Origin of the sequence: Novisyntrophococcus fermenticellae (genome assembly GCF_018866245.1) — a bacterium.
Classification (GTDB): domain Bacteria; phylum Bacillota; class Clostridia; order Lachnospirales; family Lachnospiraceae; genus Novisyntrophococcus; species Novisyntrophococcus fermenticellae.
The window spans coordinates 3,045,813-3,064,323 of sequence record NZ_CP076458.1; the positions used below are offsets into that span (position 1 = coordinate 3,045,813).

Below are 18,511 nucleotides of genomic sequence, written 5' to 3' on the forward strand. Positions count from 1 at the left end.
CTTTCACGCTTCGGAACTATTCATCCAATCCTTCGTCAAGCTCCAGAAAATCATCATCTTCTTCTTCCTCTGTATCATCTTCAACGTCAACCATCTCTTCACCGGCAATCTCTTTTTTGCTGTAACCGTATGCTCCAAAGTCTTCCTCTTCCTTGTTGGAATACCGGTCACCTTCGATGATGGAACGCATGTCTGTTTCGCCATAATCCACGGATTCCATAATTTCCACTTCCGTATTATCCTCATTCAATACTCTTACATCCAGCCCCAAAGACTGAAGCTCTTTTAAGAGCACCTTGAAGGATTCCGGAATGCCGGGTTCAGGAATATTTTCACCTTTAATAATTGCCTCATAGGTCTTTACACGGCCCACAACATCATCCGACTTCACGGTCAGGATTTCCTGTAATGTGTAGGATGCACCATATGCTTCCAATGCCCAGACCTCCATCTCTCCGAAACGCTGTCCGCCGAACTGAGCTTTACCGCCTAATGGCTGCTGTGTAACCAGAGAATATGGTCCGGTAGAACGAGCATGGATCTTGTCATCTACCAGATGATGAAGTTTCAGGTAATGCATGTGTCCAATTGTTACAGGACTATCGAAATATTCCCCGGTACGTCCGTCGCGCAGCCTTACCTTGCCATCCCGCGACAATGGTACACCCTTCCAGAGTTTACGATGCTCCCTGTTATCGGCCAGATATTGATATACTTCCGGAAGAAGTTCTTCCTTATGCTTTGTGGAAAATTCTTCCCAGCTTAAATTCACATAATCATTGGCCAGATCCAATGTATCCATGATGTCATCTTCGTTCGCGCCGTCAAACACCGGAGTGGCAATATTGAATCCCAATGCCTTTGCGGCCAGTGACAGATGAATTTCAAGTACCTGCCCGATATTCATACGGGAAGGCACACCTAATGGATTCAAAACAATATCCAGAGGACGTCCATTTGGTAAAAATGGCATATCTTCCACCGGAAGCACCCGGGAAACAACACCCTTGTTACCATGACGGCCTGCCATCTTATCACCTACAGAGATTTTTCTCTTCTGCGCGATGTAGATACGAACCGCCTGATTCACGCCCGGAGAAAGCTCATCTCCGTTCTCCCGGGTAAATACCTTTGCGTCCACAACAATTCCATATTCACCATGTGGCACCTTCAAAGATGTATCACGCACCTCTCTGGCCTTTTCACCAAAGATTGCACGAAGCAGTCTCTCTTCGGCAGTGAGTTCTGTCTCTCCCTTAGGGGTCACCTTTCCGACCAGGATATCACCGGCACGTACTTCTGCACCAATACGAATAATTCCCCGCTCATCCAGATCCTTCAATGCATCATCGCCGACTCCCGGAACATCTTTTGTAATTTCCTCCGGCCCCAGCTTGGTGTCACGTGCTTCTGCCTCATATTCCTCAATATGAACAGAGGTGTAGACATCATCCTGAACCAGCCTTTCGCTCAACAGAACGGCATCTTCGTAATTATAACCTTCCCATGTCATAAATCCGATCAATGGATTCTTGCCCAGTGCCAGTTCTCCATTATCAGTGGAAGGACCGTCTGCAATAACCTGCCCCTCTTCAACATGGTCTCCTTTAAAAACAACCGGTCTTTGATTGTAACAGTTACTCTGGTTGCTTCTCATAAACTTCGTCAGATGATATGCATCCTTCGTTCCGTCGTCATTTGCCATACGGATTTCGTTTGAAGCTGCATAACTGATGGTTCCGGCTTTTCTTGCAACAACACACACACCTGAGTCCACAGCTGTTTTCACTTCCATACCGGTGCCTACAACCGGGGCTTCTGTTGTCAGAAGGGGAACAGCCTGCCGCTGCATGTTAGATCCCATCAGGGCACGGTTCGCATCATCGTTCTGCAAAAAGGGAATCAAAGCTGTAGCCACAGAAAACACCATCTTGGGAGATACGTCCATGTACTCAAACATCTGGCGTTCATACTCCTGCGTCTCATCTCTGTAACGGCCTGAAACATTCTTATTGACAAAATACCCGTTCTCATCCAAAGGCTCATTCGCCTGTGCAACATGATAATCATCCTCTTCGTCTGCCGTCATATAGATGACCTCATCGATAACCCGGGGATTCATAGGGTCTGACTTATCTGTCTTTCTATAAGGTGCTTCAATAAATCCATATTGATTAATCCGTGCATAAGAAGCCAGAGAGTTGATCAGTCCAATGTTCGGTCCCTCAGGAGTCTCAATCGGGCACATTCTGCCATAGTGAGAGTAATGAACGTCACGAACCTCAAAACCAGCACGGTCTCTGGACAAACCACCGGGTCCCAAAGCAGAAAGACGTCTTTTATGAGTCAGCTCACCAAGCGGGTTGTTCTGATCCATAAACTGTGACAGCTGAGAAGACCCGAAAAATTCTTTTACAGCCGCTGTTACAGGTTTTATATTAATCAATGACTGTGGCGAAATTCCATCGATATCCTGGGTGGTCATACGCTCACGAACCACTCGCTCCAGTCTGGACAGACCAATTCGATACTGGTTTTGAAGCAGCTCACCTACCGCACGGATACGACGATTCCCCAGATGGTCGATATCATCATTATTGCCGAGTCCATATTCCAGATGCATATTGTAATTAATAGATGCAAAGATGTCCTCTCTGGTAATATGCTTTGGAATTAAATCATGAATCTCATGCCGGACCGCGTCTTTTATATCATCCAGCTCCGTATATTCTTCCAGGATTTTTTCCAGCACCGGATAGTAAACCTCTTCCGTCACGTGAAGCTCTTTGGGGTCTGCATCCACCCAATTCGTGATGTCCACCATCATGTTGGAAAGCACTTTTACATTCCTCTCCTCAGTCTTGATCCAGACATAAGGCACGGCTGCGTTCTGAATTTGATCGGCCAGCTCCAGAGACACCTTCGTTCCCTTCTCCGCAATGATTTCCCCAGTAGATGGGTTTACAACCGTATCTGCCAGTTCCTGATGGCGAATACGGTTTCTGAGCGCCAGCTTTTTATTAAATTTATAGCGTCCCACCTTAGCCAAATCATAACGGCGCGGGTCAAAAAACATAGAATTAATAAGACTTTCGGCGCTCTCCACTGCAAGCGGCTCGCCAGGACGTATTTTTTTATACAACTCAAGAAGACCCTCCTGATAGTTCTCAGAAGTGTCCTTTCCAAAGCTCGCCAGAATCTTTGGCTCTTCTCCAAAAAGATCCACAATTTCGGCATTCGTTCCAGCGCCAAGTGCACGAATCAAAACCGTGATAGGTACCTTCCTGGTTCTGTCCACACGAACGTAAAAGATATCGTTGGAGTCGGTTTCATACTCCAGCCATGCACCACGGTTTGGAATTACTGTACTGGAATACAGTTTCTTTCCCACTTTATCGTGGGCTATTGCATAATATATACCAGGGGAACGTACTAACTGGCTTACAATAACACGCTCTGCACCATTGATAACGAAAGTGCCTGTAGCCGTCATCAATGGAAGATCGCCCATGAATATCTCATGTTCGCTGATTTCGTCTCTTTCTTTATTATACAGCCTTACCTTCACCTTTAAAGGTGCTGCATAGGTTGCATCACGCTGTTTACACTCTTCGATGGAATACTTCACATCGTCTTCGCACAGAGTAAAATCTACGAATTCCAGGCTCAGCTTACCGCTGTAATCAGAGATTGGAGATATATCTTCAAAGACCTCTTTAAGACCTTCGTCCAAAAACCAATTATAGGAATCTTTCTGAACCTCGATCAAGTTGGGCATCTCCAAAACTTCTTTTTGTCTCTGGTAACTCATCCGCATACTTTTTCCACTAACTACGGGACGCATTCTGTTTTTCTCCATTGACGTTTCACCCCTTGTGTGTTTTAATATTTATTACAACGTTATACCTGAAAATGCTGTATTTTGTGATACAGACAAACTCCTAGGCATATCTTGCCATAATAGTGCATCTTTTACAATATCACAAATTTTCAAGCATGTCAACATTTTTTTACCAGTTTGGCCTAATAGCTGAACTGATGCTTTTTTCAGACAAAACAGTAACAAAAAATTCCCCGGACTCACCTTCTTTGGGTGTCTTCGGGGAATTCTTCTGTACAGGTAAACTTATTTAAGAGTAACCTTAGCGCCTTCTGCTTCCAGTTTTGTCTTAAGATCTTCTGCTTCTGCCTTAGCAGCTGCTTCTTTAACAACTTTCGGAGCACCGTCAACAAGTGCTTTTGCTTCTTTCAGACCAAGGCCTGTAGCCTCACGTACAACTTTAATAACTTTAACCTTGTTAGGTCCAACTTCCGTAAGTTCTACATCAAACTCGTCTTTTTCTTCTGCTGCTGCAGCACCATCGCCTGCACCTGCTGCTGCTACCACAACACCTGCTGCTGCAGAAACACCAAACTCTTCTTCACAAGCTTTTACTAAATCATTTAACTCTAATACAGATAACTCTTTGATCGCTTCAATAAATTCAGCGGTTGTTAACTTTGCCATTACCATTTACCTCCAGATAGTATTTTATTTTGTTTTTTACCAGCTGATTTTATTCAGCTGCTGCCTCGCCGCCCTTAGATTCAGCAATCTGATTAAGCACACGAGCAAAGTTTGTGATAGGTGACTGAATGCTTCCGAGCAATTTCCCAAGAAGTTCTTCTCTTGATGGAATTGCGGAAAGTGCTTCAACGCCAGCCTTATCATAGTAAGCTCCTTCAACACAACCTGCAACCAGCTCTAACTTCGGAGCTGTCTTTGCAAATTTAGCAAGCACTCTTGCCGGAGCTGTAGCATCATCCCTGGAAACCGCAATAGCGTTCGTTCCTTCCAGATCTTTACAAAGCTCTTCACAAGGAGTTCCCTTGAATGCAAAATTCATCATTGTGTTTTTGTAAACTTTGTAAGCCACACCGGATTCTCTTAAATTTCTACGTAATTCAGTATCCTGTGCAACGGTAAGTCCGCTGTAATTAACCAGAACTACGGATGCAGCATCGCTGATCAGATTGGAAATTTCTTCAACAACCGGCTTTTTTTGCTCTACTTTTGCCATGATTTGGTGCACCTCCTTATAGAATTTGTGTACACGCTAAAAATCCTGTTCAGCCAAACTGAACAGGATTTGAAATTCTTTTCAAAAAAGAATGTTCATCCTCGGCAGGCGTTTTAACCCTTATGCCATACGGCACCTGCTGTCTTCGGCGTGATACTGATGTATAATAACATGTTCTTTTAGGGTTGTCAATCCTTTTTTTCAAGATATGTCATCAAATCATCAAACTGCTCTGACATTCTGTCATAGCCATGTTGATAGAAAGCCATCAGCTTATCATAGTGGGTCTCTGTCCTGCTAACCGTCTTATCAAGCGGCTGAATCACAAAGAGTTTGCCTTCCTTCTGCAGTCTTTCCACCTTTTCCACGGATTGATTATAATTCAGGAATCGGGTTTTGAAAGCTTCATACAACTCCGGAGTATTTTTCATAACATGACGATAAAACCGCTTGGCTGCCTTGCTAAAGGGCTTTTTCCGATATCCGGGATTTCTGGTCAGTATTACCACATTCTTATCATTCCCATAAGAGAACATTCTCCCTAGAGGAATTGAGTCTGAAATACCGCCATCCAAATATGGGGTTCCGTCAATTGTCACCATAGGTGAGATCACCGGCATACTGCTGGAAGCTCTGCAGATATTCATGAATTTTTTCCGGTCACCCCGCTCATCCAGATATTCCGGTTTTCCGGTAAGGCAGTTTGTAACTACCCACTCTCCCAGCATCTCTGAATTCTCATAAGTATCATAATCAAAAGGATACTTATGGTTTGGATATTCATCAAACACTTTATCCATATCAAAAAGACAGTGTTTTTTCAAAAGAACTTCAGCTCCTATATAGCTTTCTTTTTTATCCTCGTGAATCATGCAGTCTCTGGAGCGTCCAATTTGACGGGAAATATAGTCTACCCCATTGCAGCACCCCGCAGATACCCCAATAACGTGAGAAAGCCATACATCTTTTTCCATAAGATAGTCTAAAACTCCCGCTGTGAACACGCCCCGGGTTGCTCCGCCTTCCAAAACTAATCCCGCTTGTACCATAAAGACACCTCCCAGTCTCATTTTATATGCGAAAAACCGGCGCAGCCTATTACGCTGTACCGGTTTTTGTCCATTTATTATGCAAGTTTAACAGGGTTAATCCTTACGCCAGGTCCCATTGTAGGAGCGACAGTTACGCTTCTCAAATACTGACCTTTCACTGCGGAAGGTTTTGCCTTATTAATTGCACCAATCAGCGTCTGGAAGTTGTCCGCTAACTGCTCCTCTGTAAAAGAAGCTTTTCCAATTGGCACGTGAACGATGTTTGTTTTATCAAGGCGATATTCAATTTTACCTGCTTTAATATCATTTACAGCTTTTGTAACATCCATGGTTACAGTTCCGGCCTTCGGGTTTGGCATTAAACCTTTGGGTCCAAGTACACGGCCCAAACGTCCGACAACACCCATCATATCCGGGGTAGCTACCACTACATCGAAATCCAGCCATCCATCATTCTGAATCTTCGGAAGAAGTTCTTCGGCTCCTACATACTCTGCGCCCGCTGCCAAAGCTTCATCTGCTTTAGCACCTTTTGCAAATACCAGAACGCGGACTTTTTTTCCTGTTCCGTGAGGCAGAACAACTGCTCCACGAATCTGCTGGTCAGCGTGACGTCCATCACATCCTGTACGGATATGAACTTCGATTGTTTCATCAAATTTTGCAATTGCTAATTTCTTAACCATGGATATAGCGTCTGCAGGATCGTAAAGTGTTGCACGATCAACTGCTTTCGCAGCTTCTGTATATTTCTTACCGTGTTTCATTTTCTATAACCTCCTGGTGGTAATTGCGGGAATCTCCCTCCCACGTCTCTTCTTTTTCCTGGGCAAACCTTTGCTTTATGCTTATTCTTCTACAATGATACCCATACTTCTTGCTGTTCCGGCAATCATGCTCATAGCTGCTTCAATGGATGCTGCATTTAAGTCGGGCATCTTCATCTCTGCAATCTCACGGACTTTATCTTTAGAGATTGTAGCAACCTTATTCTTATTCGGAACACCTGAACCAGATTTCAGGTTGCATGCTTTCTTCAGCAATACAGCTGCCGGAGGAGTTTTGGTTACAAAGCTGAAACTTCTGTCTGCATATACAGTGATTACAACAGGGATGATTACATCTCCCTTATCAGCAGTTCTGGCATTGAACTCCTTTGTAAACTGTACGATATTAACACCATGCTGACCAAGAGCCGGTCCAACCGGGGGGGCTGGTGTAGCTTTACCAGCAGGGATCTGCAGTTTGATATATCCTGTTACTTTCTTTGCCATGATAAGGCACCTCCTATAATGTGGTAATTGCGGGAATTCCCCTCCCACGAGTCCGACGGTATCATGTTACATACCGGGAATCTTTCTTTACTTCTTTGTTGCTTTTTGTTACAGTTTTTTAACTTCTGCGAAACTGATTTCTACCGGCGTTTCGCGGCCGAACAGCTCAACATTGATGGTGACAACCTGCTTTGCCTTGTTAATGCTCTGGATTACTCCGGTTGTGTCTTCCCAGGCTCCGCCCGTTACTACAACTCCGTCACCTACCTCCAGATCGATGATCACATCCGCAGGCTTTCCTTCATCAGAAAGTCCCAGTGCTTCCATCTCAGTATCGGTCAGCGGCACCGGTTTGGATCCCGGTCCCACAAATCCAGTCACACCTCGCGTATTCCTTACGACGTACCAGGTATCATCATTCATGATCATGTTTAAAAGAACATAGCCGGGAAACATTTTTCTCTGTACCTGTTTTCTGGTTCCGTTCTTGACTTCAACAACTTCTTCCATAGGAACACGTACTTCGAGAATCTGGTCCTCTAGATGTCTGTTTTCAATTGTCTTTTCGATGTTGGCCTTTACTTTGTTTTCATAGCCCGAATAAGTATGGACTACATACCAATTTGTATTTGACATTGAACCACCCTTGTCTTTACTTAATAATCAAGTTTACTAATTCCAAGACAGCACTGTCCACCAGCGTAATCAGCAAGCACATGATAACAGAAATCACCACTACAGCCACAGTCTGTTTACTAAGTGCCTTCTTATCCGTCCAGACAATCTTCCTGAATTCGGACTTCAATCCTTTAAACCAGTTTTTCTTAACCTTTTTTTCCTTTACTGCCTCTGCCATCCTATCACCTCATAATTCAAGTACGCCCTGTCAGGCAGCCGCCTGCGGCGATCATACTTCATATATATAGAAGATGATTACTTGGTTTCTTTGTGCATCGTGTGTTTTTTGCAGAATCTGCAATATTTCTTAGTTTCCATTCTGTCAGGGTGATTCTTTTTTTCTTTTGTCATGTTATAGTTACGTTGTTTACATTCCGTACATGCCAATGTGATATTTACGCGCACGACTTCCACCTCCACTGTGTATTTGCGTTTTTGGGTGAATTCATTCACCTGCGACGGTCATCCTTCCTGCACTGTACACCAGAGATGCCGCTCTAATTTTGTGCACAAAAAAAAAGACCTACTTCCATGTCACCTGCTAAATATAGCATAAGACGACATGAAAGTCAAGCCATTTGTACTTATTCTCTTATAGATCATCCACCAACGCACTGCTTTTTGCATACGCAGTGCTGCGTGCTTCAAAGAAATCGGTTTTAATCATGTTGGCATTGCTGAACTGGCTCACCCAGGACATGCTTTCAGGCTCCGTCTCATGCCCTTCATAAATCGGTTCAAAGCCAAGATTTGCGCAGCGCAGATTTCCCAGATATTGAATATAATCTGTCACCATGTTCTGTGTCAGCCCCTGGATATCATTTCCGATTACATAATGTCCCCAGTGGATTTCCTGCTCACAGCCTTCTCTAATCATCTCCCTGTATTCGTCCATTTTCCCGGAGGTAAAAAGCTGCGGTTCTTCCTTCTTAAGCTCCATAATAATATTCTGGAACAGGCGCAGATGCGTATTCTCATCCCGGTTGATATAGCGGATTTCCTGCACGGACCCCGGCATCCTGTTATTTCTCCCCAGGTTATAAAAGAACATAAATCCGCTGAAAAAGTAAATCCCTTCGAGAATATAGTTTCCCATGATTGTCTTCATCATATTTTCTGGTGACTGCTCCTCCTGGAACGCATTATATATATCTCCGATAAATGTATTCCGCTTCAAAAGATGTTCATCATTCTTCCATTCGTAAAGTACCTTGTTTCTTTGTGCCGGCTCGCAGATTGTATCCAGCATATAGCTGTAGCTCTGGCTGTGTATCGTTTCCTGAAAGGTCTGAATAGCCAGGCAAAGGTTGATTTCATTTGCCGTAATATATTCTCCCAAAGTCGGCAGATTTGCAGATTGAAGACTATCCAGAAAAATCAGGAATGACAAGATTTTATCATATGCCCTCCGCTCAGGCACCGGCAAACCCGGATATTCTTTTAAATCCATGCCCAGGTTAATCTCTTCCGGCACCCAGAAGTTGTTCATCGCCTGCCTGTACCAGTCACTGACCCACGGATATTTCATATTATTAAAGTCATTCAGGTTCGTGGTATTTCCCCTTATCATACGCCTGTTAACTACATCAATATCTCCTTGAGGATTAAACAATCGCTTCTTCTTTAGCTGCTCCATATTCGCGCATTCCTCCTTCGTTTAAGTGTAACTATTATATCATATAACATTCAGGACGAACAAACTTCACATTCATCCACTTCCAGGCTTTTTGAACGGATGTAGTAGATTGTTTTGACTTTCTCTTCCCATGCTTTAATATACAGGTTCAAAATTCCCCGAAATGTATAATTATTGGTTATATACAGGTTCATGCTCTGCGCCTGGTCGATATGTCTCTGACGGACTCCATTTGCCCTCACAGACCACATCTGGTCTATATAGTGTGCATTCTTATAATACCAGAAGGTCTCGGCGGACAAGTCCGGTGCCACTCTTGGAATTAAACCGTTTTTCTTCTCCTCCAGAAAGTAACGGTTCATGACCGGATCCAATCCTGCTGTAGTTCCGGCCAGAATGCTGGTGCTGCTTGTGGGGGCAATTGCGATAAGATATCCGTTTCTGAGTCCCTTTTCTTTCACATCCGCTTTAAGTTTCATCCACCTGTCAGAGTTATAATCCCTCTTTTCAAAATAAATACCCGTCTCCCATTCGCTGTCTTTAAAATATTCATAAGAGCCTTTTTCCTCTGCAATTTCCTTGCTGGCAGTGATAGCTGCATAATTGATGTCTTCAAACACACGGTCTGCAAATGCCAGATGCTCTTCACTCTCCCACTTGATTTTATGTTTTGCCAGCATATGATGGTATCCGCTGACCCCTAGCCCAATCGGACGATATTTTTGATTATTAATCCTTGCATAAGGAAGCGGGAAAAAATTCAGGTCAATGACATTGTCAAGCGCTCTTACCACATTTCTCGTGATGTCCAGGATCTCCTGTGTATTCTCAACATCAATATTCCCAAGAGACAGACTTGCCAGATTACACACAACGAAATCCCCCGGCTTTGTGACCGTCACTACCACAGTTTCACCATTTACAGTTTCAATCCTTTGATCTACCGCTTCGATTGCACTCATATTCTGTGCAATTTCCGTACAGAGATTGCTGCAGTAAATCACTCCCTTATGGCTGTTGGGATTTGCCCGGTTTACATGGTCCCTGTTAAATGTAAATGGGGTGCCTGTCTCTACCGCACTCTTAATAATAAGGCGAATCAGCTCTTTTATGGCAATTACCCTCTTACTGATGCGGCCGTCATGTACGCATTCCATATATTTTTGTTCCCATTCTTCACCAAAGCTGTCTTCCAACGCATATCCCTTTATCGTTTGAATTTCATGAGGACACATCAGATACCAGTCTCCTTCTATATTATCTTTGGCCATTCTCCAAAAATAATCGGGATAGCAAACAGCCGGAAACACATCATGGGCCTTCATCCTGTCATCCCCGTTATTGGTGCGGAGATTTAAAAACTCGGGAAGATCCTTATGCCAGGCATCCAGGTAAACAGCCACAGCCCCTTGTCGCATGCCCAGCTGATCTACTGCAACCGCCGTATCATTGGCCAGTTTAATCCAGCGAATCACACCGCCCGCCGCCCCTTCAAATCCGCGGATACTGCTGCCGCTGGCCCGTACTTTCCCAAAATACATGCCCATTCCGCCGCCGAATTTACTTACCTTTGCAAAATTATCAATACTTCTGTAAATTCCGTCCAGACTATCCGGCACAGTATCAATAAAACAAGAGGACAACTGCTGATAGGGCTTCCTGGCATTCGATAAGGTAGGCGTAGCCATGGTCACCTGCAGCTTACTCAGCATATCGTAAAATTTTTTCACCCACTCATTCCTGTTATTTTTCTCCAGCATCGCCAGATGCATGGCAATTCCCAGATACATTTCCTGAACACCTTCTAGGGCCACGTTGGAATGTGAATGGATGACATAACGCTTAATCAGCAACTCCAATCCGGAATAATTCAATAATTCATTTCGTGAATGGTCAATATAGGTTTCAAAAAGATGAACTTCTTCTTTTGTATAATGCTTTAGAATATAGCTCCCATATAAACCTTCCTGTGTCAGATAACAGATTTTCTCATACAAATCATGAATATTCCTGTTCTCCTCTTCTTTTCTCAACTTTAATTCAAATTGGGCAAAAAGAAGCCTGCCCGCTATGAACTCCCATCTGGACGCCTCCTGTGTTGTCAGCTCCACCGCTGCCTTAATCAATATGGATAATTTCTCATCTGTATCCATATCCGGTTTATAGAAAGCCAGAAATTTTGTTTTCAGATGTTCCAGATTATACACCTCATCTTTGAAATCTTTCTGTATTTTTTTAAGCACCTGCCCAAGCACAGGCAATTCCCTGAAATAATTCTCAATCTCATTTCTCGCGGCCCGCATCCTGCTCCTGGTTTCCCGATATAAAATATAGCTTTTTACTTCTTTATAATAATCCTCTGCCATAAGCAGCTGTTCCACCTGATCCTGAATCATCTCCACCTGTACTTCTCTTCCGGTAGATCGTATGTCCATAATCTTCTCTTTGACTTTTTCCATCAGCCGATCATATTCCTTTTCCTCTGTCTCTGTACCGACACTGAAAAAAGCAGCCTTTACTGCATGCCTGATCTTATCAATACAAAACTTCTCATAACCCCCATCTCTTTTTACAATATCCATTCAGTCACCTCTCTGCTCTTCCGCCCTACTATATACTGTTATGTACCAATCAATATACTACAACATCTGGTTTTTCTCAAGACTCTTTTTCTTTATTTTATACTGTTTTAGTATATTTTTTAAAAACCTATTGACTTTATAAGTTTAAGTAGTATAATGATTTCAAGCAAAATAGTTAAGTTCTTAATTAATAAGGAGGTGAACAAAATGGGGAGTTCCTTAAAGGATAGCTTCATAAGTGCGTCCTTTCGGTTTAAAAAAGTAGATGCCTGCTATCCCTCAGCTTGCCGCATCCCCTTAAGCGAATGGGTAGTTATGGATAAGATTACGAATGGATGCATCTGCACCAGCAGCAGGCTGAATGTATCCGAGATTCAGACCTGTATGCATCTGTCCAGGCCGGCTATCTCACAGATACTGAATTCACTGGAGAAAAAAGGATACATCATCCGTGATATAGATTTGAATGACCGGCGGAAAATCTACGTAACCGCAACCCCCAGGGGAAGCGAGGTTCTAAAAAGAACAAGAACTTCCTATGAACAGGTACTGCAGGAAGTCGTAACCCGATTTGGCGAAGATGAGATGTTTAGACTGATAGAATCTCTGAACCGTCTTGTAGATATATATGAACGGATCGATCAGGAAAGGAGTGATTTTAGATGAAATGCCAACACTGCCATGAACATGAAGCTACTTTAAGCTTTGTCGTTAACTGGATGGGAATAGAACAAGAGGTGCACATCTGCGAATCGTGTGCCGAAAAATGGAGACAACAATACATGACTGCTGCTCAGCAGCATAATGCCTGGAACCAGATGGGTGGAAACGCCTGGCTGTATATGCAAAAGCCGGAAAAAGCAAGGGATTTGGGCACAAGCCCCTTCCTGCACGCCACAAGTAATGACCTTCAAAAAAGGCGCCGTCTTATCTCTCTTAAATACAAGCTGAAACAGGCCATACTTACAGAGCAATACGAAGAAGCCGCCCGGATCAGAGATGAGATAAAGAAAGAAGAAACGGAGGTGGTCACCTATGAGTAACAAGCGTTCATTTGAAGAAAAGACTAAAGTGATACTTCGGAGAGCCATGACCTTAGCCAATGACATGGAACATGGTTTTGCAGGTACTGAACATATATTGCTTGCCCTCAGTGAAGATAAAGGCAGCTGTTCTGCACAGGCTTTGCTGCAGGCAGGATTTGATGATGTATTGATTGCGGATTTAATAAATACCTATGACGAAGATGCGGCAAAGGCCTCAAGAGGTTTTGTCCTGAAATTAAGTGAGGAAGCAGAGCGGATTCTGGAATCAGCCGGGGAGCAGTCAGAGAAACTGCAGCATACGGCTACAGAACCTGAACATCTATTGCTGGCAATCCTCCTTGAGAAGAATTGTGCCGCTAACCAACTGCTGACATCCGCAGGTGCCGACAGTGACAAGATGATAAAGGCTCTCATGGATACCATGGGCACCTGCTGGCCCCGCACTATGACAGAAGCACCGGACAAAGAAAGCGGTAAAACGCAGACATTGGATCAATTCAGTGTCGATCTTACCGCTGCTGCATCGTCCGGAAAGTTTGATCCGGTCATCGGACGGGAAAAGGAAGTCCGCAGAGTGGTTCAGATTCTCTCCCGAAGGACAAAGAATAACCCTGTACTCATCGGCGAACCCGGGGTTGGGAAGACAGCTATCGCCGAAGGACTGGCCGAAAGAATAGCCGAAGGTCTTGTTCCTAAAAATCTGCTGGGCAAAAGAATTCTGTCATTGGATCTAAGCAAGATGGTTTCCGGAACCAAATACCGTGGTGATTTTGAAGCGCGTATCAAGTCCTATCTGGATGAAGCGAAGGCAGCCGGAAATGTCATCATTTTCATAGATGAGCTGCACACCTTAATTGGTGCCGGTGCATCAGAGGGATCCATGGATGCAGCGAATACTCTGAAACCGGCCCTTGGCAGAGGTGAAATCCAGGTCATCGGCTCTACCACGTTAAATGAATACAAAAAACACATTGAAAAAGATGCCGCACTTGAACGCAGATTCCAGCCTGTAATGGTAAATGAGCCGTCCAAGGAAGATACCGTTTTAATCTTAAAGGGAATCCGTGAAAAGTACGAACAATTTCATGAGCTGAAAATCAGTGATGCGGCAATTGAAGCCGCAGTGGAGATGTCTGAACGTTATATCCAGGACCGATATCTTCCTGATAAGGCCATCGATCTGATTGACGAGGCTGCTGCCAGTGTAAAGACTGACCGTATGACGATGCCTCCTCATCTGAAAAAACTGGAATCAGAAATCCATTCCCTGCAAAGTCAGAAGCAGCAGGCAGTGGATACCCAGAACTTTGAAGAAGCGGCAGCAATCAGGGACCGCCAGAAAAATCTAAAAAATCAGCTGGAGTTCCAAAAGGAGTTATGGAGCGGCTCCAGATGCCATGAAATAGGCACCGAAGATATTGCCGCTGTTGTCTCCTCATGGACAGGAGTTCCTGTCACAATGTTGACAGAAGATGAGAGCCGGCGTCTGATGAAGCTGGAAAGTACGCTCCACAACCGCGTAATCGGGCAGGATGAAGCCGTCAACGCTGTTGCAAAAGCTATTCGCCGCAGCAGAACAGGAATCCGTTCACCACAGCGCCCAATCGGAACTTTCCTCTTTCTGGGACCCACCGGAGTTGGTAAGACAGAGCTTTCCAAGGCATTGGCCGAGGTTATGTTTCAGGATGAACACGCCATTATCCGGATCGACATGTCCGAATATATGGAGAAGCATACTGTTTCCAAGTTAATTGGTTCTCCTCCGGGTTATGTGGGCTATGAGGAAGGCGGACAGCTTACAGAACGTGTAAGGCGCAGGCCATACAGCATTGTTCTGTTTGATGAGATTGAAAAAGCCCATCCCGATGTCTGGAATGCACTTCTTCAGATTATGGATGACGGAAGGCTCACGGATGGTCAGGGAAGAACGGTAAGTTTTAAAAATACCATAATCATTATGACCTCTAACGTAGGTGCCAGAGATCTTGCCGTCAGAAAAACACTGGGATTTTCCTCTTCAGAAGAGGCGGCTCAGGTTCAATCCGCAGATGATATGAAATCACGTATCACTGAAGAACTAAAAAACACCTTCAACCCGGAATTTCTGAACCGTCTGGACGACACCATCATCTTTCATCAGTTGGATAAAGAACATATTCATGCCATTACACGCAAGATGTTGGAAGACTTAAAGAAGCGTTCTGCGGAACTGGGATTCGCATTGAAGGCAGATGATAAGGCCATCGAAATCCTGTCACAACGTGGATTTAACCCGGTATATGGAGCACGTCCTCTTCAACGTGTCATCCAGTCTACCCTGGAAGATGCCATTGCGGAGAAGATGTTGGATAGCACGCTCTCTGATGGTGATACCCTGCTTGTAACCGGAAAAGATGAGGAAATTAAAGTCAGGGTGCAAAAGCGCAGGGTCAGGACCCCAGCTACTGTCTAAGGTATCACGGGGCTGAAATACCTTTTGCCCCTATATCATTAATGAATTAAAACAAGTTTCACAGGCAAAAGGATTGGCCATCCCCAAGTCTTCTTTCGGGAATGCCCAATCCTTTTTAACAATGATACTCATCCTTAAGCTGCTGGAAAACCCTGGTCAGCTCATCTAATTGATTTATGAGCAGAAAAATATTCTCTTCACCAAATCTGCTGAACAGCTCACTAAGCATCTCATCATAAAGGTTCATAGATTCCAGCAATGCCCGGTCCCCTGCCGGTGTGGTCATCACCGATATTTTTCTGCGATCCTGGGCATTTATTTCTCTTACTATATAACCCTTTTTTTCAAGCGAATTCAATATCTGGGATACTGCCGGCTTCGTAATATGGAGATTCTCCTGGATTCTGGAAACATTAAAATCCCGCTCAGAACAGGAACATCCTTTTGAAATAATCTCCAGAATCATAAGCTCATTCATCTGAACCTCACACTCTATAGGAAAAGACGCGCTCGTTCTCTTAAAACGCATCAACGTACCAAAAAACTGTCTTTTTAATGAGCTATCCATCCTACCCTGTCACCTCTGCCATTTACTGATTCCCATTGTAACACAGCTTTAATAAAACATCAACAAACCATACTTTTTCAAGTTGAATAACCCAGATAAATAGTACATGCAATTTATTTAAATTTACACTATTCACTTTTAAATTCTACAATTTTTTCAAATGTTTTCTAAAACTCAACAGGAAAGTATTGTATTTTAATACTACATTAGATATAATGTAACTTATCGGAAGGAAAACAAGCGGCTCCGAAGGAGACATTTGTTTTTACCCGATAAGTTAACGAAAAACCGCAGGTTTTGAGTTTATTACACGAAGGAACGCAGTTCCGATAGGGCAATCTATCGGAAGGAAAACAAGCGGCTCCGAAGGAGACATTTGTTTTCACCCGATAAGTTAACGAAAAACCGCAGGTTTTGAGTTTATTACACGGTATAGGGAGGAAATATCATGAAGCACGAACCAGAATTTTATCTTTGCAAACGTTGTGGTAATATTGTAGCATTAGTTCATAAAGGTGGCGGCACATTAGTCTGTTGTGGTGAAGAGATGACAAAGTTAGAAGCTAATACAACAGATGCCGCAACAGAAAAACACGTACCGGTTATAGAAGTAAATGGTAACGAGGTTACAGTCAAAGTTGGATCCGTACCTCATCCTATGACAGATGAGCATTATATCACCTGGATATGTATCCAGACAGAGAAGGGAATCCAACGCAAGGATCTTACTCCGAATGATCAGCCAACCGCTACCTTTGTTCTTACCGATGACGATAAACTGATTAACGCTTTTGAATATTGTAATCTGCATGGACTATGGAAGGCAGAATACAAAGACTGACAGGAGGAATATTTAAACATGATTGAAAAAGATGTAGTAGCACTTTTGATGAAACAGGTGAACAAAGAATTTTATTCCGCATACTTATATCTTGATATCGCAAATTACTACGCGGATCAGGGACTGGACGGATTTGAAAACTGGTTTACGATACAGGCGCAGGAAGAGCGGGATCACGCTTTATTGATGCGTCAGTACCTGCTTAATAATGCGGAACCTGTTACATTAACAGAGATTGCAGCACCGGACAACCATTTTGAAACTTATAGGGATCCGCTGGCTGCTGTGCTGAAACATGAACAATACATCACCGCATCCATTAACGAGATATATAAAACAGCTTCCGGTCATCACGATTACCGTACCTTGCAGTTTCTTGACTGGTTTGTTAAGGAGCAAGGGGAAGAGGAAAAGAATGCAGATGATAATCTGAAAAAATATGATTTGTTTGCAGGCGATTCCAAGGGATTATTTATGCTGGACAACGAGCTGAAAACCCGTGTATATGCTGCTCCGTCTCTCGTTCTATAGAGATAATTTACAGTTCGGTCAAAGTGGGATAAGCTTTCCCATTTTGGCCGATTTCTTATTCTTCAGATTTATTCCTGCGAAATACAATAATAATTACCATTATCACTCTTGCTTTTTTTCTTTGCCTATGTTATTATATTTATGGGTTAGTTATATCTAACTAATGTAAGAATATAAAATGCATAGCAGTTTACAAGCGTCACCATAAGGAGGTAATATTTATGTCTTTAATAGGTAAGGAAATCAGTGATTTTAAGGTTCAGGCTTATGTCAATAAAGATTTTAAAGAGGTAACAAAGGCGGATGTGCTTGGGAAATGGTCTGTGTTCTTTTTCTATCCGGCCGATTTTACATTTGTATGCCCGACAGAATTAGAGGATCTGCAGAATAAATATGAGGACTTTAAAAAGGCCGGATGTGAAATATACTCTGTATCCTGTGATACGCACTTTGTTCATAAAGCGTGGCATGATGCTTCAAAAACAATTCAAAAGATTGAATACCCTATGTTGGCTGATCCTACCGGAGTGCTTGCAAGAGCCTTTGATGTAATGATCGAAGAGGATGGGCAGGCCGAAAGAGGTGATTTTATTGTCAATCCGGAAGGAAAGATTGTTGCCTACGAGGTTATTGCCGGTAATGTAGGGCGTAACGCAAATGAACTTTTCCGAAGATTACAGGCTTCACAGTTTGTTGCAGAGCATGGCGATGAGGTTTGCCCTGCAAAGTGGGAACCAGGTGCCAAAACATTAAAACCGAGTCTTGATTTGGTTGGATTGATTTAATAACCA

Annotated in this window: 18 protein-coding genes and 1 other annotated feature; of the genes, 6 read left to right on the plus strand and 12 right to left on the minus strand. The window is 43.4% G+C overall.

Going from position 1 to position 18,511, the window contains the following annotated elements; genetic code table 11:
* Nucleotides 1-16 precede the first annotated feature (16 nt).
* The 11 genes from rpoB to KNL20_RS14220 form a co-directional block, all read right to left on the minus strand.
* Nucleotides 17-3,859 carry a DNA-directed RNA polymerase subunit beta gene (gene rpoB, locus KNL20_RS14170; protein ID WP_230398378.1) on the minus strand — a complete coding sequence of 1,281 codons (3,843 nt, stop codon included), beginning with the start codon at nt 3,857-3,859 and terminating at the stop codon, nt 17-19.
* 267 nt (nt 3,860-4,126) lie between these two features.
* Nucleotides 4,127-4,507 carry a 50S ribosomal protein L7/L12 gene (gene rplL / locus KNL20_RS14175; protein ID WP_230398379.1) on the minus strand — a complete coding sequence of 127 codons (381 nt, stop codon included), beginning with the start codon at nt 4,505-4,507 and terminating at the stop codon, nt 4,127-4,129.
* Nucleotides 4,508-4,556: 49 nt separating this feature from the next.
* Nucleotides 4,557-5,060, minus strand: a complete 504-nt coding sequence (gene rplJ / locus KNL20_RS14180) for a 50S ribosomal protein L10 (protein WP_230398380.1) — start codon at nt 5,058-5,060, stop codon at nt 4,557-4,559.
* Nucleotides 5,061-5,088: 28 nt separating this feature from the next.
* Nucleotides 5,089-5,227, minus strand: a sequence feature (ribosomal protein L10 leader region).
* Between the two features lie 21 nt (nt 5,228-5,248).
* The gene (locus tag KNL20_RS14185) at nt 5,249-6,109 is read right to left on the minus strand and encodes a patatin-like phospholipase family protein (RefSeq protein ID WP_230398381.1); all 861 of its coding nucleotides are present in this window, start codon (nt 6,107-6,109) and stop codon (nt 5,249-5,251) included.
* 77 nt (nt 6,110-6,186) lie between these two features.
* On the minus strand, nt 6,187-6,879 hold the full coding sequence (rplA, locus tag KNL20_RS14190) for a 50S ribosomal protein L1 (RefSeq protein WP_230398382.1): 693 nt from the start codon (nt 6,877-6,879) through the stop codon (nt 6,187-6,189).
* 81 nt (nt 6,880-6,960) lie between these two features.
* Nucleotides 6,961-7,386 (minus strand): 50S ribosomal protein L11, encoded by a 426-nt coding sequence (gene rplK / locus KNL20_RS14195; RefSeq protein WP_230398383.1) that lies wholly within the window; start codon nt 7,384-7,386, stop codon nt 6,961-6,963.
* Between the two features lie 108 nt (nt 7,387-7,494).
* Nucleotides 7,495-8,022 (minus strand): transcription termination/antitermination protein NusG, encoded by a 528-nt coding sequence (gene nusG / locus KNL20_RS14200; RefSeq protein WP_230398384.1) that lies wholly within the window; start codon nt 8,020-8,022, stop codon nt 7,495-7,497.
* A gap of 16 nt (nt 8,023-8,038) precedes the next feature.
* Nucleotides 8,039-8,242, minus strand: a complete 204-nt coding sequence (gene secE / locus KNL20_RS14205) for a preprotein translocase subunit SecE (protein ID WP_230398385.1) — start codon at nt 8,240-8,242, stop codon at nt 8,039-8,041.
* A gap of 77 nt (nt 8,243-8,319) precedes the next feature.
* Nucleotides 8,320-8,469: a 50S ribosomal protein L33 gene (gene rpmG, locus KNL20_RS14210; protein ID WP_230400125.1), complete on the minus strand. Its 150-nt coding sequence runs from the start codon at nt 8,467-8,469 to the stop codon at nt 8,320-8,322.
* A gap of 187 nt (nt 8,470-8,656) precedes the next feature.
* Entirely contained in the window at nt 8,657-9,700 is a 1,044-nt protein-coding gene (locus KNL20_RS14215; RefSeq protein WP_230398386.1) for a ribonucleotide-diphosphate reductase subunit beta, read from the minus strand.
* A 50-nt stretch (nt 9,701-9,750) separates the two neighbouring features.
* Nucleotides 9,751-12,282 (minus strand): ribonucleoside-diphosphate reductase subunit alpha, encoded by a 2,532-nt coding sequence (locus tag KNL20_RS14220; protein WP_230398387.1) that lies wholly within the window; start codon nt 12,280-12,282, stop codon nt 9,751-9,753.
* Nucleotides 12,283-12,489: 207 nt separating this feature from the next.
* On the opposite strand from KNL20_RS14220, the gene KNL20_RS14225 reads away from it, so the two are divergent.
* The 3 genes from KNL20_RS14225 to KNL20_RS14235 are packed head-to-tail and all read left to right on the plus strand — an operon-like array spanning nt 12,490 to nt 15,780.
* A complete protein-coding gene (locus KNL20_RS14225; protein ID WP_230398388.1) occupies nt 12,490-12,948 on the plus strand; it encodes a MarR family winged helix-turn-helix transcriptional regulator in 459 nt (152 codons plus the stop codon).
* Nucleotides 12,945-13,325, plus strand: a complete 381-nt coding sequence (locus tag KNL20_RS14230; protein WP_230398389.1) for a UvrB/UvrC motif-containing protein — start codon at nt 12,945-12,947, stop codon at nt 13,323-13,325. Before KNL20_RS14225 ends, KNL20_RS14230 begins: the two co-directional genes overlap by 4 nt.
* A complete protein-coding gene (locus tag KNL20_RS14235) occupies nt 13,318-15,780 on the plus strand; it encodes an ATP-dependent Clp protease ATP-binding subunit (RefSeq protein ID WP_230398390.1) in 2,463 nt (820 codons plus the stop codon). The genes KNL20_RS14230 and KNL20_RS14235 overlap by 8 nt, the downstream gene beginning before the upstream one ends.
* Nucleotides 15,781-15,895: 115 nt before the next feature.
* Here KNL20_RS14235 and KNL20_RS14240 read toward each other — a convergent pair whose 3' ends face one another.
* Nucleotides 15,896-16,348, minus strand: a complete 453-nt coding sequence (locus tag KNL20_RS14240; RefSeq protein ID WP_230398391.1) for a MarR family winged helix-turn-helix transcriptional regulator — start codon at nt 16,346-16,348, stop codon at nt 15,896-15,898.
* Between the two features lie 448 nt (nt 16,349-16,796).
* Here KNL20_RS14240 and KNL20_RS14245 point away from each other — a divergent pair, with 448 nt between their 5' ends.
* The 3 genes from KNL20_RS14245 (at nt 16,797) to ahpC (ending at nt 18,505) form a co-directional block, all read left to right on the plus strand.
* A complete protein-coding gene (locus KNL20_RS14245; protein WP_230398392.1) occupies nt 16,797-17,189 on the plus strand; it encodes a desulfoferrodoxin in 393 nt (130 codons plus the stop codon).
* An 18-nt stretch (nt 17,190-17,207) separates the two neighbouring features.
* Nucleotides 17,208-17,720 (plus strand): ferritin, encoded by a 513-nt coding sequence (locus KNL20_RS14250; RefSeq protein WP_230398393.1) that lies wholly within the window; start codon nt 17,208-17,210, stop codon nt 17,718-17,720.
* Nucleotides 17,721-17,941: 221 nt separating this feature from the next.
* Nucleotides 17,942-18,505, plus strand: a complete 564-nt coding sequence (ahpC, locus tag KNL20_RS14255; RefSeq protein WP_230398394.1) for an alkyl hydroperoxide reductase subunit C — start codon at nt 17,942-17,944, stop codon at nt 18,503-18,505.
* The last annotated feature ends 6 nt before the right edge of the window (nt 18,506-18,511 follow it).

Bases quoted from the DNA above. Each gene is read 5' to 3' on its own strand.
- rpoB (WP_230398378.1), bottom strand. From the start codon at position 3,859: ATGGAGAAAAACAGAATGCGTCCCGTAGTTAGTGGAAAAAGTATGCGG.
- rplL (WP_230398379.1), bottom strand. From the start codon at position 4,507: ATGGCAAAGTTAACAACCGCTGAATTTATTGAAGCGATCAAAGAGTTA.
- rplJ (WP_230398380.1), bottom strand. From the start codon at position 5,060: ATGGCAAAAGTAGAGCAAAAAAAGCCGGTTGTTGAAGAAATTTCCAAT.
- KNL20_RS14185 (WP_230398381.1), bottom strand. From the start codon at position 6,109: ATGGTACAAGCGGGATTAGTTTTGGAAGGCGGAGCAACCCGGGGCGTG.
- rplA (WP_230398382.1), bottom strand. From the start codon at position 6,879: ATGAAACACGGTAAGAAATATACAGAAGCTGCGAAAGCAGTTGATCGT.
- rplK (WP_230398383.1), bottom strand. From the start codon at position 7,386: ATGGCAAAGAAAGTAACAGGATATATCAAACTGCAGATCCCTGCTGGT.
- nusG (WP_230398384.1), bottom strand. From the start codon at position 8,022: ATGTCAAATACAAATTGGTATGTAGTCCATACTTATTCGGGCTATGAA.
- secE (WP_230398385.1), bottom strand. From the start codon at position 8,242: ATGGCAGAGGCAGTAAAGGAAAAAAAGGTTAAGAAAAACTGGTTTAAA.
- KNL20_RS14215 (WP_230398386.1), bottom strand. From the start codon at position 9,700: ATGGAGCAGCTAAAGAAGAAGCGATTGTTTAATCCTCAAGGAGATATT.
- KNL20_RS14220 (WP_230398387.1), bottom strand. From the start codon at position 12,282: ATGGATATTGTAAAAAGAGATGGGGGTTATGAGAAGTTTTGTATTGAT.
- KNL20_RS14225 (WP_230398388.1), top strand. From the start codon at position 12,490: ATGGGGAGTTCCTTAAAGGATAGCTTCATAAGTGCGTCCTTTCGGTTT.
- KNL20_RS14230 (WP_230398389.1), top strand. From the start codon at position 12,945: ATGAAATGCCAACACTGCCATGAACATGAAGCTACTTTAAGCTTTGTC.
- KNL20_RS14235 (WP_230398390.1), top strand. From the start codon at position 13,318: ATGAGTAACAAGCGTTCATTTGAAGAAAAGACTAAAGTGATACTTCGG.
- KNL20_RS14240 (WP_230398391.1), bottom strand. From the start codon at position 16,348: ATGGATAGCTCATTAAAAAGACAGTTTTTTGGTACGTTGATGCGTTTT.
- KNL20_RS14245 (WP_230398392.1), top strand. From the start codon at position 16,797: ATGAAGCACGAACCAGAATTTTATCTTTGCAAACGTTGTGGTAATATT.
- KNL20_RS14250 (WP_230398393.1), top strand. From the start codon at position 17,208: ATGATTGAAAAAGATGTAGTAGCACTTTTGATGAAACAGGTGAACAAA.
- ahpC (WP_230398394.1), top strand. From the start codon at position 17,942: ATGTCTTTAATAGGTAAGGAAATCAGTGATTTTAAGGTTCAGGCTTAT.